Genomic DNA, 16,128 nt, shown 5'->3' on the forward strand with positions numbered 1-16,128 from the left:
TTATGGTTAGCCTGACATTGCCCGGTGAGCGCGATGCGCTGCATGTGCCAAGGGTGGAAGCCAACGGCAAGGTTCACGTCCATATTGAGGCTTTAAGCAAACGATATGCGGGCCAGCAAAGTGATGCACTGCATAACATCAGCTTGAAGGTCCAGCGTGGTGAGATTTTTGGCATCATTGGCCGCAGCGGTGCAGGCAAATCGACCCTGATCCGCTGTCTGAACCGGCTGGAAAATCCGACTGCAGGCCAGGTGGTGATTGATGGTATCGACATCAGCGCGCTCAGCGAGCGACAGCTAGTGGAGTGGCGACGTCGCACCGGCATGATTTTTCAGCATTTCAATTTGCTCTCAGCAAAAACGGTGCGTCAGAACATTTCACTGCCGATGAAGGTGGCGGGTATCCCCGCAGCAGAACGCGAGCGCAAAGTAGATGAACTGCTGGCGCTGGTCGGGCTGGAAGAACGGCAGCATGCGTGGCCATCCCAGCTTTCAGGCGGACAAAAACAGCGCGTTGGCATTGCGCGGGCACTGGTACACGACCCCGAACTTCTGCTGTGTGATGAAGCGACGTCAGCCCTTGATCCTGAAACCACGCGCGCCATTTTGGCACTGCTAAAAAAGATCAATCAGCAGCGTCATATCACCATCGTGTTGATCACCCATGAAATGGATGTCGTACACGATCTCTGCCACAAAGTGGCGGTCATCGATAAAGGTGAAATTATTGAACGCGGGCCGGTTTGGCAGGTTTACAGCGATCCGCAGCAAGAAACCACTCGGCAATTACTCAACCCTAATCATCAGGCGCTACCAGAAAATATTGTGCCGCTGCTGAATGCGCAGCGGCAAGATGCCGACTCCCGTTTGCTACTGCGTTTGCGCTATACCGGAGAAGGTGCGCAGCCTAATCTGGGGGCTTTAGGTGCGCAGGCAACGGGTGAAATCACGCTGATTTACAGCGCCATTGAATGGGTAGAAAACAAACCAACCGGGCAAATGCTGCTGCTGTTGGATGCACAACATGAGGCGAAGTCGGCAGCGTTGCAACTGGCAAACCTTGCCGATCGGCTGGAGGTATTAGGTTATGTCACTGGCTATTGATCGTCTGTGGAATGGTCTGCTGGACACGTTATTAATGGTCGGAGTTTCCTCGTTGATGGCGCTGTTATTGGGCTTGCCAATGGCGGTGATTCTGGTGGTCAGCGGACGCGGCGATTTGTTTCCCAGCCCGATGGTGAACAGGATCTTGGGTTGGGTCGTTAATCTATTCCGCTCCATTCCGTTTCTGATTTTAATGGTGGCGCTGATTCCCTTTACGCGCTGGGTCGTGGGCACGACCTACGGCGTATGGGCGGCGGTGGTGCCGTTAACCCTGGCTTCGACGCCATTTTTTGCGCGAATCGCTGAGGTCAGCCTGCGTGAAGTGGACAAAGGATTGACCGAAGCGGCCCAGGCGATGGGTTTCCATCGCTGGCATATCATCTGGCATGTCTTGCTACCGGAAGCGCGGCCTGGCATTGTAAGTGGCTTCACCATTACTTTGGTTACTATGATCAATGCATCGGCCATGGCGGGGGCAATCGGTGCGGGAGGATTGGGGGATTTGGCTTATCGTTATGGTTATCAACGCTTCGATATGCAGGTGATGGTCACGGTGATTGTGGTGCTGGTGGCGTTAGTGACGCTGCTGCAATTTTGTGGCGATAGGCTATCGCGCCGCCTTAATCATCGTTAAAAGATCAGGGCTGTTCACTCTACCCGTTCAGCCGTGATCCCTTTCCAGCAATTTCTAGTCAATGTGCTCGTGTGAGCCCGCTTGCGTAGAAGAGGAGGGTGCGATGCTCAGTAACTGTCTCGCCACCGACTCAGCATGTTCAGCAACTTGCGGCAAGCCCATCAATTCACCAAAACGGCCGCGGGCGGCTGGCCCGACGACATAAAGATGGGGATTAGCCAGACCTTGTGCATTCAGGGTTTGTGACAGCGCATTGACATTGATACCCAGCGCCAGCGGATCGGCCTGGATTACGCCTTCTGTAGCAAGCTGGTGTAATAACGCGTCGCTGTTAAGCAGGGCGCCATGTGCGGGCCCGGTGGTCACAATGACTCTGTCGACCCGGTAGAGTTCAGGTGATGAACCTCGCGGCTGAAGCGTCAGCTGGAGGCTGTCTTCGGCTGCGTCTGCCGCAAGCAGGCGAGCAGCCATAACCGTTAGCTGACCGCTGGCCTGCAGTTGAGACAGCACGGCACTCACTTGTGGCGCAATTCGGTAACGATGAACATCCCACCACGGGCGCAGATGCCGCAAAAAGCGACGCTGCTCCGTTAACGACAGTGTTTGCCAGATTTGCTGACCATGACGGCGAATATCATCCAGCACCCCTTGCCAGGGCAGATTTTCAGCGGCAGCGTCTGTGACTTCTTGACGAATGCGTCGCAGCCAGCCCCGTGCAGTAGGCTGTTGTGGTTGAAGGTAATTTAACTCGCGGTTCTCATAGTTGCCGCTTAGGTTAGGGCGAGGTAATTGACCACGACGGGAAAACACGGTGATTTTTCCGCGATGTCCCTTGCGATGCAGCGAAGCGACCATATCTGACATGGTTAAGCCTGAACCGATGATCGCGACCTGATCATCAGCGCCCACTTTTGCCAAGGCATTAGGCTGCCACGGATCGGCAATCAGCCCGACGTGACCGCGTAACGACGTGAGTATTGCAGGTAAGGCAGGCGGCGGATGACTGATTGCCAGCACTACAACATCGGCTTGTACCTTAGCGCCAGAAGCTGTGCTCACTACGCCAGCATGGAATGAAACCGCACGGTCATGAATATGGGTGAGTTCTACCGCGGAATACTGCTTCTGCTGCCGGAACTGTTCATTTACCCAGCGGGCAAACTGCCCGCGCTGCGGATAGACAGCGCCATCATGCCACAAGGCATCGGTATCGGCCTGAAAGTCAGGTGATGAGCGGAACCAGCGATCAAAAGCGCCTTCTTCATCGCCGGCAAGTTGCATCCGCGAGGCGGGCACATTAATACGGTGTGCAGGATCTTCTGTGCTGTAAGCCACACCCTGTGCCAGCTGAGGTCGCGGCTCAATTACCGAGACCTTTAAACCTGCCTGACCGTAACGCGCCAGGTGAATAGCCAGCGCCGTGCCGCTAAATCCGCCACCAATGATGACAATGTGCTTTTCAGACATACGCGGGCTCTCTTGTTGATTAGCTGACTTACTTACTCGGACGGCGATCGCCACCAATCGTTTCGCCGAAAGGTCCGGTATTAACAGTACGCTGCTTTTTCTCGGCGTTAGCGGCCAGCGGCAATAATGGCATCACCAGTTCGGCAAAACGGTGTGCTTCTTCCAAATGCGGATAACCGGAGAATATAAAGTTTTCGATACCCAGCGCCTGATATTCACGACTGCGGTCGGCGACCTGCTGCGGGCTGCCCACCAGCGCCGTTCCAGCGCCACCGCGCACCAGGCCCACACCAGCCCACAAGTTCGGACCAATCACTAATCCCTCACGTGAGCCGCTGTGAAGTGCGCTCATTCGTGCTTGCCCGGTGGAATCCATGCGCGCAAAAATTTTCTGGGCAGCTGCAATGGTTTCTTCATCCAGATGTGCAATCAGCCGATTGGCTGCTGCCAAGGCTTCCTCTTCTGTTTCACGCACAATAACGTGAAGGCGAATGCCATAAGAGAGCGTGCGGCCTTTTTCCTCTGCCCGTTTGCGAACCACTGCCAGTTTTTCTGCCACCTGTGCAACTGGCTCGCCCCAGGTAAGGTAGGTATCGATCTGATTAGCCGCGACGTCAATGGCTTCTTCAGAGGAGCCGCCAAAATAGAGCGGTGGGCCATTTTCCTGTACCGGCGGGAATAAGATTTCAGCGCCTTCAACGCGGATGTGCTCACCGTTGAAATCGACTTTCTCACCTTGCAATAAGCGTGAATAGACCTCCAGAAACTCTTTGGTAACGTGATAACGCTGCTCGTGATTGAGGAAAATACCGTCTCCTTTGTTTTCTACCGGATCGCCGCCGGTGACAACGTTGATCAGCAGGCGACCTTCTGAAAGGCGGTCCAGCGTGGCAGCCATTCGGGCGGCAAGGCTGGGCGGTTGTAAACCGGGACGTACCGCCACCAGATAGCGCAGTTTTTTGGTAATGGGGGCCAGCGCAGATGCCACCAGCCAGGAATCCTCGCAGCTTTTACCGGTAGGGATCAGCACTCCATAATAACCCAGGTTATCGGCGGCTAACGCAACTTGTTGTAAATAAGGGAGATCAACGGCTCTGCCACCTTGTGTGGTACCCAGATAGCGACCATCGCCATGAGTGGGTAAAAACCAAAAGAGTTTAATGTTTTCCTGATTCGCTTCGCTCATTAGCTGATTCCTTTATAACGTTATCTAAATTTAATACATAGAGACTGATCATTTGGTTATAAAAGCGATTGCAGGAAACATGCCAAGGTAGGTGCGCTATTTTTTCTTTAAAATTCAGTAAGTAAAGTTTTCGATTTAAAATCTTATGTGTTGCAAATGCAACAGCAGTGGTGTGTACGCTGTTGCATTTGCAACTTTCGCGGCTATTCGGCCTCTCGTTTCAGCGCTCGACTCACGATATCTTCAAGTTCTTCATCTTTTTCGGGAACATTCCATGCAGCTCCCCAGCCCTGATTTGATCGATCCTGCCTCATTGGCTGTCAAAAGCGTGCTCGACCAGTTGGCTCCCACTGACGCAACCGTATTGATCATTGGGGAAACCGGAACGGGTAAAGAAGTCATGGCGCGCTACCTCCATCATCATAGTCAGCGATGTCAGCATCCGTTTTTAGCGGTTAACTGCGGAGCGCTGACCGAGAGCCTGGCGGAATCAGAACTCTTTGGCCATGAAAAAGGGGCGTTTACCGGCGCAATGGATCGACATCAAGGCTGGTTTGAAGCGGCTGACGGTGGCACGCTTTTGCTTGATGAGATCGGTGAATTAAGCTTGCCGTTACAGGTCAAGCTGCTCCGTGTTTTACAGGAGCGAGAGATTACGCGCGTAGGTTCTTCCCGCGCAGTGAAGGTTAATGTCAGAGTGATTGCGGCAACCAATAGAGATTTAGCCGTGGCGATACGCGAACGCCGGTTTCGTGAGGATCTCTATTACCGGCTCAATGTCGCCAGCGTGACGTTGCCGCCGCTGCGTCAGCGGTGTGAAGATATTCCCCTGCTGGCCGGGCATTTTTTGCAGCTTTATGCCCGCCGTCTGGGCCGTCCTCAATGTCGGCTAAGCGATGAGGCCATGGCAACCCTCAAGGCTTATCCGTGGCCCGGCAATATTCGTGAGCTGGAAAATACGCTGCACAATGCGGTGTTACTCAGTAAAGAAGCGTTAATTACCTCGCAGCAACTGCGGCTGGGCGCTATCACGGTTCACGATCAACCCGAGGATGACGGCGATCTTGACCGTTTCCTACGTACGCAACTGCTGGAAAGCCTTAGCCCGCTTTATCCCCGCGTTATTGAATCTCTGGTGAGAAATGCTGTTGAGCTGAGCCAGGGAAATCAACTACAGGCGGCCACGCTGCTGGGGATCTCACGTAATACTTTGCGTACCCATCTTGGGCATCTTGGGCTGATTAAACCGCGTCGCAGCCTGGGCCGGCACGCTAGCCCAGCCCATTCTTCACGGCCACAACGAGAAAGAGAATTGCGTATCGGTTATCAGAAATTCGGTAATCTCGGTTTTCTCAAAGCGCGTCAGTCACTGGAAGCGCAACTCGTCGATCAGGGCGTGAGCGTGTTATGGAGCGAATTTCCTGCTGGACCCCAGCTGTTACACGCACTGGGTAACAAAGAAATTGATTTTTGTACCACCGGCGAGGTGCCGCCTCTGTTTGCTCAGGCGAATAACGATGCAATGGTTTACGTTGCCTGGGAACCTGCTGCGCCGCAAAGCGTAGCGTTGCTGGTAGCAAAGCAGAGTCCGATCCAGCATATAGCGGATCTTAAAGGCAAACGTATTGCCGTGACTAAAGGCTCAAACGTCCATTTTCTGTTACTGCAACTGCTTGATGAAGCCGGTTTAGCGCAGGACGATGTGCGTATTGTTTATGCGCCGCCAAAGTATCCTCTGACACCCAGTGACAGTCATGCCATTGATGCCTGGATGATGTGGGATCCCTTGCTTAGCGATGCGGAGAAAGAGGGGCACTTGCGCGTGATCGCTGACGGCGTAGGGCGGGTTAATAACTATCAGTTTTATCTTGCGGGTCGTGAATTTGCAGCGCATTCCCGCGATCTGCTTCAGACACTCATGTCTGCCCTGGAGCAGACCGGGCGCTATATAGACGCGCACAGACCGGAGGCCGCTGCGTTGCTCTCTACTGAGTTAGGTATTTGCACTGATTCGCTGACGCATGCCCTGGCACGCCGCAGTCATCAGACGCAGCACATGAATCTTGCCATGATTCGCGAGCAACAGCGGATTGCGGATCGCTTTTATGCGTTAGGACTGCTTAATCATGCCATTAAGGTGCGGGATGCCGTTTGGCAGCAATGACGTTTTTTAACTAAGCATAGAATTTTTAGTCGCTAAGCCGTTCACCTTGCGTTTGTTATGTTGCGCTGATTACAACACCACTCAGGAAAGAGACATGAAAAAACTATTACTTAGCGCGCTGATTATTGCCGCACAAGCGGGGATGGCTTGTAACGCACAGGCAGAAGAGAAACCAAAAACCGTTAATATTGGCTTTCAAAAAGCGAATATTTTTGCCCTGCTGAAATACCGTGGCACGCTGGAAAGTGAATTTAAGAAACAGGGGATTGGTGTGCGCTGGGTTGAATTTCCAGCCGGGCCGCAAATGTTGGAAGGATTAAATATTGGCAGCATTGATCTGGCCGCAACTGGCGATGCGCCACCAACCTTTGCACAGGCAGCGAAAGCCGATCTTGTTTACCTTGCGCATTCACCGGCTAACCCTAAAACCGAGGCGATTGTGGTTCCTGCTGATTCCGCCATCAAAACGGTTGCTGATCTGAAAGGCAAACGCGTGGCGCTGAATAAAGGTTCTGACGTTAACTACCTTCTGGTCACTGCGCTAGAAAATGCTGGGCTGAGCTATAAAGATATTACGCCGGTCTATTTGCCACCTGCAGATGCACGCGCCGCCTTTCAACGCGGTGCTGTGGATGCCTGGGTGATTTGGGATCCTTACTATGCGGAAGTCGAAAGCAACGCTAAAGCCCGTTTGGTGAAAAATGCCGAAGGATTGGTTCCGCACTACACATTCTATCTGGCTAGCCGCAAATTTGCGGATACCTATCCAGAGACGGCAAAGCAAGTAATTGATGAGTTAGGCTCCTTGAGTCACTGGGCAAACAGTCATCAGGAAGAAGCGGCGAAAATTCTTTCAACATCAACCGGACTTCCTCAGCCTATTTGGCAGAAAGCGTTAGCCAGAATGCCGTATGGCGCGCAACGTATGACGCCAGAAGTGTTCAAAGAACAGCAGGCGCTGGCAGATAAATTTACCCAAATCGGTTTGTTGCCGGTGAAAGTCGATGTCAGTAGCGCGACGTGGTCGCTGGACAAAAAGTAAGGCACCTATCTGAACGCGTGGGTAATCGATTTGGGCCTTCAGAGCACTACATCTTTCTTTGCTCTCTTTGCGCCTTGACTCAATCTTTAACGCATAAAAAAGGGCAATCCCGTTGCCCTTTGATTCACTGGATGAAGCTTATCGGCGATGAAAATCTTCACGCTGGCTATCTTCCTCTGAACGCGTGCGAATCACTTTGCATGGATTACCCACGGCGATAACATCTGACGGAATATCACGGTTAACCATGCTTCCCGCACCAATCACGGTGTTATCTCCGATTGTCACGCCTGGCGTAATCGTCACACCGCCACCAATCCAAACGTTATTGCCAATCTTTATCGGTAGTACAAATTCCAGACCTTCAGCTCGCCTCTTTGGATCGAGGGGATGTCCCGCAGTATAAATACCGACATTTGGAGCGATAAAAACATTGTCCCCAATGATCACCTCTGCGCCATCAAGAATCACCAAATTATGATTAGCATAAAAGTTTTCCCCCAGATAAATATTGCTCCCGTAATCGCAATGGAAAGGGGATTCTATCGTGAGGCTTTTGCCATGACTGCCCAATAATTCCGTCAGAATTTGACGTTTTTCAGTTTCTTTTACCGGATTTAAGTTATTGAAATTGAAACAGGCTTCCTTGGCTTTTTTTCTTTTCAAGATGATCTCAGCGTCATGGTTTGCGTCATAAAGCAGACCATCTTCAACCTGCGTAACAGGGTTAATCACATTTGCTTTCATCGTTCCTCGCTTACCTGTTTTCTGCCTTACACGATGATGCTGATCGGCAAGGATTGAATTTTCTGGTTGTCGTACAACCGTACGAGAGCAGATAATATACACGACACTGTTCCCTGAATGTCGAGGGTTTCTTTTAAAGAAGTCAGTCAGAGGTTAACTTTTGCAGGATACTTCGCAATTCATCGCGACTTAGCATCTTTTCGCCCAAGTGCCGATGGGCGGTAAAACCTTCAATCAGCGCGTCGATCGTCATGGCGATTTGAATATCGAAATGCAAAGATAATGCGTCTCTGCTTCTGCGTAGCCAGTTACGGCATATCTGACGAATTTTATGATTACGTGACGCGTAGGCATAGAGTTCGAAACTCAACAGCATATTGCGTGGTGCAGCCACGATTTCACCACAGATAAGGTCCAAAACGGCCTCTATTGCTTCGCTTACATCAGCTGCCGATTCAAGCCGCTGTCGGAAATTTACGGAAACGTGCTCAGCCAGGCGCGTGAAAGCGGCCTCAAGAATTTCATCCACTGTTTGAAAATGGTAGGTCAACGTACCAGGTGATATCCCGGCATGTGATGAAATTTTACGGGCGGTCGCTCCCACAACACCATGATCAATGATGACATCCTGAGCAGCCTGAATAATCCGGCTACGCATGTCTTGTTCTGTTGAGGGTGCTGCCATAATTTTCTTATAGTTGAGTCGCTAAAAAGCCAGCTTATTACAGATTGTTTTCTGTGACGATAGCGAATCTGCCTGGCAGCCCTCTACGTCATTTACTCTACAGATTCGCCGGGAAAGGTAAGCAGTAGCGCTCTTAACTGCGTTTCCAGCGCTTCTCGCTGAGCTGCAGATAAGGTTGCCAATATCGCCGCTTGCGTGGCGGTGTGAACGACCAGCGCTTGCTCAATCCGCTGTTGGCCTTGCGTGGTCAGTCCCACCAATGTGCTGCGTTTATCCTGCGGATCCTCAATGCGCTCAATCAATCCCTCCTGCTCCAGCCGGCTCAGGCGATGCGTCATTGCGCCTGAAGTGACCAGCAGCGATTTATACAGCTGCGTTGGCGAGAGGCAATAAGGCGCACCGGCACGGCGCAAAGTGGCAAGCACATCAAATTCACCCTCACGAAACCCAAACGGCTCCAGCGCTTGAGCCCGCGCTTTTCCTACATGTTTCATAAGCCGCAGCATTCTGCCAAAAACTTTCATCGAAGAGACATCCAGTTCCGGCATGGCGTTATCCCATTGGCCGATAACGAAGTCGATATGGTCGTGCATTATTCGCCCCTAAACAGTGTGGCTATTTTGTCGCGTTGTGCGGTGCATCTTACACAAGATGATTATTTATCTTAACGTTAAGATAAATGTTGGTGGCGCTTATTTGCTAAAGCAAAAACCGTTCTAAAGGAGTCCATTGTGAAACATGTCGTACCATTGCCCATAATATTCGCATTTATCGCTTTTCTTGTCGGGTTGAATCTTCGTCCTATTCTCGCCTCCATCGGTCCGTTGTTTCCGGTGTTGCAGCGCGAAACAGGCTTATCAGCCACTGGATTTAGTCTGCTTACTACCTTGCCGGTTGCGATGATGGGGCTGGCAGCGCTGAGTGGACCCTGGCTATTAATTAAAGTGGGCGCTGTGCGGGGTATCGCTGCTGGATTGACGGTTTTGACTATCGCCTGTTCGCTGCGGGGATGGGATTCATCTGTGACAGCATTGATGTGTACTGCGTTAGCGGGTGGAGCCGGCGTGGGTGTGATACAGGCTTTAATGCCCGCACTAATTAAAAAAGAGTATGCGCAATCAGCGGGTACCTTAATGTCGCTGTTTACCACCGGTATTATGGCGGGTGCCGCGCTGTCTGCTGCCAGCGCCGAGCCGGTTTTTTCGCGATTGGGGCTACAGCCTACGCTTGCCATGGCCGGTTTGCTGGCGCTTCTCGCTTTGGTTATTTGGCTGACCCAAATCAAACATCGCCCATTGGAAAAAACATCGCATGCAGATGTTGCCTTATCGTCATCCCGAACTGCATTGTTAATGCTGTTCTTCGGCATTGGAACAGGCGCGTATACGCTGGTCTTGGCTTGGTTGCCGCCATTCTATATTCAGGCGGGGTGGAGCGCACGCAGCAGCGGTTACATGCTGGCCTGGCTAACGTTAACCGAAGTCGCGGCGGGTTTTGCCGTCTCTGCGCTGATTCATCGTTTTCCCGATCGCCGTGCTCCGCTGATCGTCGTTCTGCTCCTGTTGCTGGTGGGGTTGCTGTGTCTGGTCTTTTCCCCTGGTACCATGCCGATTGCATCAACGCTGCTGCTGGGTGTGGGCATTGGCGCACTGTTTCCACTCTCGCTGATTGTGACGCTTGATCATGCTCGAACGCCGACTGAGGCGGGGAAATTATTGTCACGGGTGCAAGGAGGTGGCTATTTGATTGCCGCCCTGATGCCCCTAATCGCCGGACTCATACGTGACAGTGTCGCTTCACTCTCTAGCGCCTGGTTAATCATGAGCGCGGGCGTCATGGTGTTGATTGTGATAGCGCTAAGGTTGAAACCCGCTGCGTAAGGGGCGTCGCCAACCTTTATTCCTTTTGGCGTCTATAATTCGGGCTTCAGCCGGCCTGTACGACTAACAGGAGCATGATGATGCCAATAAACCTCAACGAGATTGATGCTGCTGCCTGGGCAGAGCTTGAACAAGCCGTGAGCGAGCCGGAATCCGCTTTTCGCTACCTTACTTTTTGTTCAGTCGATGAACAAGGCAAACCGCAGGCACGAACGATAGTCTTGCGACGTGCTGACAAACTGATGCGGGTTATGGAATTTCATACCGATACGCGGAGTCTGAAATGGCAGGAGATTGCAGCCAATCCGCACGTCACGGTATTGGGATATTGCGCTCAAATGCGACTGCAACTGCGCCTTCAGGGAAAGGTAGAGCCCTATGATGCTGAAAGCGATTTAGCTCAAGCGACATGGAGCAGATTGCCCGCCCATACACAGAAAACCTACGCGGGTGGGCCTCCCGGAGGCGCGCGAGCATGTGATGACATTAAAGCGATCAGCGCTGCTGAGGAAGCCGAAGGAAAGGCGAATTTTGGCGTGTTAATCGTGCGCGCCAGCTCGTTGGATTGGTATCAGCTACACAAAGAACAGAATCAGAGAGCGTTTTTTACTTATGACAACAGCGGCGCACTTGTGGACTCTCAGTGGGTTAATCCCTGACAAATCCAAGTTTTACTGAGCAAAGGTGAGTTTACTTTGCTGCACAGATCAATGTAATCACATCCGCATTCCTTGTTATTCATCCCTTCTTCTAAACTGTTTTTAAGTCAAATTCCCTTGCCAAACTGGTAAAGCGGATTTTTCCTGACTACGTTTTTATCGTCCTTGTTATTTCTTTGATTTGGCGCACATCTCTGATGTGGCGTTTACCTCTGACTTGCGTTGCTGCTTTTATACGCGCAAGACGAACACTCTTGCCGCCAGTCGGGTTTTGTCTGGCACTTCATCCGGAGCTGATGATGAAAAACAATAGATTCGCGCTTTCTTTTGCTGCCCTCGCCACGTTAAGCGCCTCGCTAGCGTCATTTCCCGCCATGGCGTGGGATAATCTCACCGTTTTTGGCGACAGTCTCAGTGACGGCGGTAACATTGGCCGCTTCACTTACGATGGGGGACAATATCCTATTTATGACGAAGTTTTAGCCGAGCGATTGGGACAAAATTTGCAGCGTTCGACATTGGGCGGCAGTAACTATGCGCAGGGCGGCGCGGTGGCAATCCCAGCCCTTGATCCCGCGTTAAATACCCAAGATCAGTTGGCCGCGTATCTGCGATCAACCGGCGGCAGGGCTGACAGCAACGGGCTTTATATTCATTGGGTGGGTGCCAACGACATAGCGGCTGCGGTGACTAATCCGTTAACAGCGATCGAAACCATTGATACCAGTGCAGCCGCAGCCGCTTCGCAGGTGAAGACTTTGCTGGATGCCGGTGCGGGTGCGGTGATTGTGCCCACCACGCCGCAGCTGGGTGAAACGCCCTTTATGATTCAGACGGTGCTCAGAGTGCTCGGCCCGGTCTCTGATGCGGCAATGGTTGCTGCATTCCAGTCGCTGGACAGCGTCTCTACTACCGACACCGCATCACGTAATCAGGCGGTGCAAAATGCTTTTACTCAGGCTGCGGCGCAAGTGTCTGACGTGCCAGCGGTGCGTGATGCATTGGCGGAGCAACTTTACAATGCCTGGCAGGAGCTGAGTGAGTTGGCTACCACATTATCAACGCAATTTAATCAGCAGGAAGAGAGTGGCCTTGCTGCAATCAAGGGCAATATCGTACGGGTTGATATTGCCGGCTTGCTCAATGAAGTTATCGCCAGTCCCGGTCAATATGGATTGACTAACACCATCGGCATGGCGTGTCCGGTAGGCACGTCGGCAGATGAATGTGCATCCTCTACACCAGGCTTCTCATCTGCTCAGGATTATCTGTTCGCTGATCGTCTTCATCCCAGCCCCGCAGTGCATGCCATGATCGCCGACTACATTCAGTCGATTCTTGATGCGCCAGCCCAAGTCGCTGCGCTGTCCCAGTCACCGCTGATGATGGCGCGTGACATGCACAACACGCTTGATGGGCATTTACAGCAGCAGCGCCATAAACCTGCAGATGCCGGGGAATTTACCGTATTCGGCGGTTACGCCGGGCAACATGTCGATTATCAAGGTGATGCCTGGTCGGATGGTGATGCCAATACCGCTAACCTGACGCTGGGTATTGGTTATCAGCTCACCGACAACTGGCAAACAGGTGTGCTGTTCTCCAATACCAACCAGCGACAGGAACCTTCGTCTAACTTTGATTATCGCTTACGCGGCAATTTGGTGGCGCTATACAGTCAATTGACCTTGCTTGAACAAGGCTGGATCAACGCGGATCTTCATTATGCCGATCTCGATTTTGATGACATAGAGCGTGATATCAAAATCGGTCCTGCTAGCCGAACCGAGCAAGGTAACACAGGCGGAAAATTGTTGGGTATGCGTGTGCAAACCGGTTGGGATCTGCCGCTGGGTACACACATCACCACCGGTCCTGTCGCCAGTTACGCGTTGGATTATGGTCGCGTGGGCGGTTATCGTGAGCAGAGCAATAACAGCACGTCTATGCGTTATTCCGATCAAACTACCCATTCACAGATTGGATCACTCGGCTGGCGCATCGACAGTAAAGAGTGGCTGATAAATCCATGGGCGCAGGTCAGTTACAACCATCAATTTGGTGACACCGATTCTACGGTAACAGCAGGATTGCAATCGACCAGCACCTCATTTGCACGGACGGTGGAGGCACGTGACAAGAACTGGCTGGATGTCGCGGTGGGCGCGAACGTGCCGCTCGGTGAAAAAGTGAATGCATTTGCTGGCGTTTCAACGGTGGGCGGCAACAGCGATTATCACCAGGTGACATGGAATGTGGGCGTAAACGCCACTTTCTAAAAAAGCCGGTGAGGCTTTATTGCTTGACGGTTTCCCCTTCAAAAGGCCGCAACGTTATCTGTTGCGGCCTTTTTACTGACCGGAACGGTCTATGGCACTTATGGCGGTTCAGCTCAGCTTCCCCAACGGTTTTTAAGGTAATGCACCGCATCCTGGGTCTGAGGTTGGTTGAGATAATTTTCTCTGAACAGAATGGTGCCATTGATTTGCGGCACAGACTCATTCAAATCGATCTGATTTTTAAGCTCCGGCACGCCGCCTTTTATCGTCCAGTCAGGTTCATTTTTTGAGGGTTCCCCCACTTTATAGAGTGCGATACCAATATAGAGGCGGGTGTTGGTGGGTTTCACCACTTCTGCCCACCATTTGGCCAGCACATCATAACGGGCCGCCTGACGTGAAAAGGGCCAATACAACTGCGGAGCAATGTAGTCCAGCAAACCTTGCTGTACCCAGCGGCGGGTATCGGCGTAGGCTTCATCATAAGCTGCTGCGCCACGCGTGTCGGAACCGGCAGGATCGTGTGAAAGATTACGCCACACGCCAGCGGGGCTGACGCCAAATTCAACATTGGGATTAAGCTGCTTAATGGTATGAGAAACCTGCTCAATCAGAGTCTGTGTATTGTGCCGCCGCCAGTCTGCTTTGGACGCGAATCCCTGACCATATCGTTTAAAGGTCTGGCTGTCATTGAGAGTGGAACCCGGGGTTTCGGCATAGAAGTAATCATCGAACTGCACACCGTCGACCGGATAACGCGCCACCACTTCAGCCACAATACTGGTGATCCAATCTCGCGCCTCTGGAATGCCGGGATCAAGCACAAAGCGATCGCTGGCTGTACGGATCCAGTCGCGATGAAGTACGAAGACGCTGGCAGGATGCAGCGTCAATGTCCGGTTTAATTCGGTAACAGTAGAAGGCTTGGTGTTCACGGAGACGCGGTAGGGATTAAACCAGGCATGTACTTTCATCCCGCGCTTGTGCGCTTCATCCAGCATAAACTGCAGCGGATCGTAGCCCGGATCTTCACCAATTTTGCCTGTCAGCATATCTGACCAAGGCAAAATCCTTGATGACCACAGGGCCGTGCCATCGGGTTTTACCTGAAAAAATACCGTATTGATGCCCAGACTTTTTAGTTTATCCAGCTTTTGTGTCAGCGCATTCTGCTGCTGTTTAACGCGATTTTCTGCATTGCTTAGATTAACGGATGAAACCGGCGGCCAGTCCAGACGGGAAACGGTGGCGAGCCAAACACCGCGTACCGGTTGGTGTTGCTGCTCAGGCTGGCTCGGCAGTGGCTGTTTTGTCACTGGAGTCAGCGGAGTGACCAATGATTTAGGCGGCTCCGAGGAGCAACTGACAACTAAAAGGGCAAAGGCGACCAACGCACTTCGCTTTTTGATGTGAGTTACAAGGGAATAACGGCGAGAACAGACGATAATAAACTCCAGTTTTTTCTGGTAGTCGTTCTAAAAGAAACATTCTCTTATCATCTGAATTTAAGTCAATAGGTTAGGCATTTAGCGTCGCGCTTTTAAACGATCCTCAATGAGGCCACCGGTACAATGACAACAGAACCGCTATTCCCTCCGTCGTTACGTCGCGGTCATCCTGTTTTTAATCACATAGCTGAACTGCTTACTCGCATTAACATAACAGCCACAGGCATGAACTTATGCGCTTAATTCTGTGCTGTGTTATACAAAATCTCTGGCGCGACTTTCTACTTATAACCATGAGTGAATATGAACCTAACTATTGAGTCAGCAAGATTACGTTTAGAACCCTATGAGTTAAAACATATTGATGGGCTGCGGGCCATGGACAGCGATGTCGAGATCATGCGCTACATTGGCGATGGCACCATCAAAACACATGAGCAAACCGTTGCATCTATCGAGCGCGTACAATTGCGCTGGCGGCAACGTGGATATTCATGGTGGGCAATCATTGAAAAGGAAACCGCAGAGGTTATCGGGGCTGCTTGCCTGCAACACCTTGCCAATTTGGATGGCGCACCTCTGGAACTTGGCTGGCGTTTAAGAAAAGAGCAACAGGGTAAAGGCTATGCAACAGAAGCAGCCAAAGCGATTATCCACTTTGCTGTGGAACGTTTTAACGCAGCGCATCTGGTCGCCGTCGCCCATCCAGAAAATCTGGCTTCACACAAGGTGATGCAACGGTTGGGAATGACATATGTGGGTATTGAAGAACACTACGATCAGCCGTGTGTCGTGTATGAGCTTAAAATAAAGTAAGTCACCCCAAGCGTTAAA

General features: G+C 51.7%; 14 protein-coding genes. 8 read left to right on the forward strand and 6 right to left on the reverse strand.

Going from position 1 to position 16,128, the window contains the following annotated elements; all coding sequences use genetic code 11:
- The first annotated feature begins 2 nt into the window (after window positions 1-2).
- Together SC127_RS14935 and SC127_RS14940 are read left to right on the forward strand one after the other, a co-directional pair.
- Entirely contained in the window at window positions 3-1,103 is a 1,101-nt protein-coding gene (locus SC127_RS14935) for a methionine ABC transporter ATP-binding protein (RefSeq protein WP_332627024.1), read from the forward strand.
- Window positions 1,087-1,737: a methionine ABC transporter permease gene (locus SC127_RS14940; RefSeq protein WP_243079118.1), complete on the forward strand. Its 651-nt coding sequence runs from the start codon at window positions 1,087-1,089 to the stop codon at window positions 1,735-1,737. Before SC127_RS14935 ends, SC127_RS14940 begins: the two co-directional genes overlap by 17 nt.
- Window positions 1,738-1,791: 54 nt before the next feature.
- On the opposite strand, the gene SC127_RS14945 is transcribed toward SC127_RS14940, so the two are convergent.
- Window positions 1,792-3,204, reverse strand: a complete 1,413-nt coding sequence (locus SC127_RS14945; protein ID WP_332627025.1) for an FAD/NAD(P)-binding protein — start codon at window positions 3,202-3,204, stop codon at window positions 1,792-1,794.
- A gap of 28 nt (window positions 3,205-3,232) precedes the next feature.
- Window positions 3,233-4,390, reverse strand: coding sequence for an FMNH2-dependent alkanesulfonate monooxygenase (ssuD, locus tag SC127_RS14950; RefSeq protein WP_332627026.1), 1,158 nt, complete (start codon window positions 4,388-4,390; stop codon window positions 3,233-3,235).
- Between the two features lie 274 nt (window positions 4,391-4,664).
- Between ssuD and SC127_RS14955 the strand changes: the two genes are divergently transcribed.
- Both SC127_RS14955 and SC127_RS14960 read left to right on the forward strand, forming a co-directional pair.
- Entirely contained in the window at window positions 4,665-6,554 is a 1,890-nt protein-coding gene (locus tag SC127_RS14955) for a sigma-54-dependent Fis family transcriptional regulator (protein WP_243079116.1), read from the forward strand.
- Window positions 6,555-6,648: 94 nt separating this feature from the next.
- Complete coding sequence (locus tag SC127_RS14960; protein ID WP_279234026.1) at window positions 6,649-7,596, forward strand: sulfonate ABC transporter substrate-binding protein; 948 nt, start codon at window positions 6,649-6,651, stop codon at window positions 7,594-7,596.
- Window positions 7,597-7,734: 138 nt separating this feature from the next.
- Here SC127_RS14960 and SC127_RS14965 read toward each other — a convergent pair whose 3' ends face one another.
- The 3 genes from SC127_RS14965 to SC127_RS14975 form a co-directional block, all read right to left on the reverse strand.
- Window positions 7,735-8,445 (reverse strand): sugar O-acetyltransferase, encoded by a 711-nt coding sequence (locus tag SC127_RS14965; protein WP_332627027.1) that lies wholly within the window; start codon window positions 8,443-8,445, stop codon window positions 7,735-7,737.
- 40 nt (window positions 8,446-8,485) lie between these two features.
- Window positions 8,486-9,028 (reverse strand): TetR/AcrR family transcriptional regulator, encoded by a 543-nt coding sequence (locus tag SC127_RS14970; protein ID WP_332627028.1) that lies wholly within the window; start codon window positions 9,026-9,028, stop codon window positions 8,486-8,488.
- Window positions 9,029-9,120: 92 nt separating this feature from the next.
- Window positions 9,121-9,621 carry a MarR family winged helix-turn-helix transcriptional regulator gene (locus SC127_RS14975; RefSeq protein ID WP_243079114.1) on the reverse strand — a complete coding sequence of 167 codons (501 nt, stop codon included), beginning with the start codon at window positions 9,619-9,621 and terminating at the stop codon, window positions 9,121-9,123.
- Window positions 9,622-9,759: 138 nt separating this feature from the next.
- Here SC127_RS14975 and SC127_RS14980 point away from each other — a divergent pair, with 138 nt between their 5' ends.
- From SC127_RS14980 to SC127_RS14990, 3 genes are all read left to right on the forward strand, one after another.
- The gene (locus tag SC127_RS14980; protein ID WP_332627029.1) at window positions 9,760-10,908 is read left to right on the forward strand and encodes an MFS transporter; all 1,149 of its coding nucleotides are present in this window, start codon (window positions 9,760-9,762) and stop codon (window positions 10,906-10,908) included.
- A gap of 74 nt (window positions 10,909-10,982) precedes the next feature.
- Entirely contained in the window at window positions 10,983-11,567 is a 585-nt protein-coding gene (locus SC127_RS14985; protein ID WP_332627030.1) for a pyridoxamine 5'-phosphate oxidase family protein, read from the forward strand.
- A 299-nt stretch (window positions 11,568-11,866) separates the two neighbouring features.
- Window positions 11,867-13,846, forward strand: coding sequence for an autotransporter outer membrane beta-barrel domain-containing protein (locus tag SC127_RS14990; protein WP_243079112.1), 1,980 nt, complete (start codon window positions 11,867-11,869; stop codon window positions 13,844-13,846).
- Window positions 13,847-13,959: 113 nt separating this feature from the next.
- On the opposite strand, the gene SC127_RS14995 is transcribed toward SC127_RS14990, so the two are convergent.
- Window positions 13,960-15,294 (reverse strand): glycoside hydrolase family 10 protein, encoded by a 1,335-nt coding sequence (locus SC127_RS14995; RefSeq protein ID WP_442955757.1) that lies wholly within the window; start codon window positions 15,292-15,294, stop codon window positions 13,960-13,962.
- A gap of 303 nt (window positions 15,295-15,597) precedes the next feature.
- Here SC127_RS14995 and SC127_RS15000 point away from each other — a divergent pair, with 303 nt between their 5' ends.
- Window positions 15,598-16,110 carry a GNAT family N-acetyltransferase gene (locus SC127_RS15000; RefSeq protein WP_215848384.1) on the forward strand — a complete coding sequence of 171 codons (513 nt, stop codon included), beginning with the start codon at window positions 15,598-15,600 and terminating at the stop codon, window positions 16,108-16,110.
- Window positions 16,111-16,128 lie beyond the last annotated feature (18 nt).

Source organism: Pantoea sp. T14 (assembly GCF_036663535.1).
GTDB lineage: Bacteria > Pseudomonadota > Gammaproteobacteria > Enterobacterales > Enterobacteriaceae > Pantoea > Pantoea phytostimulans.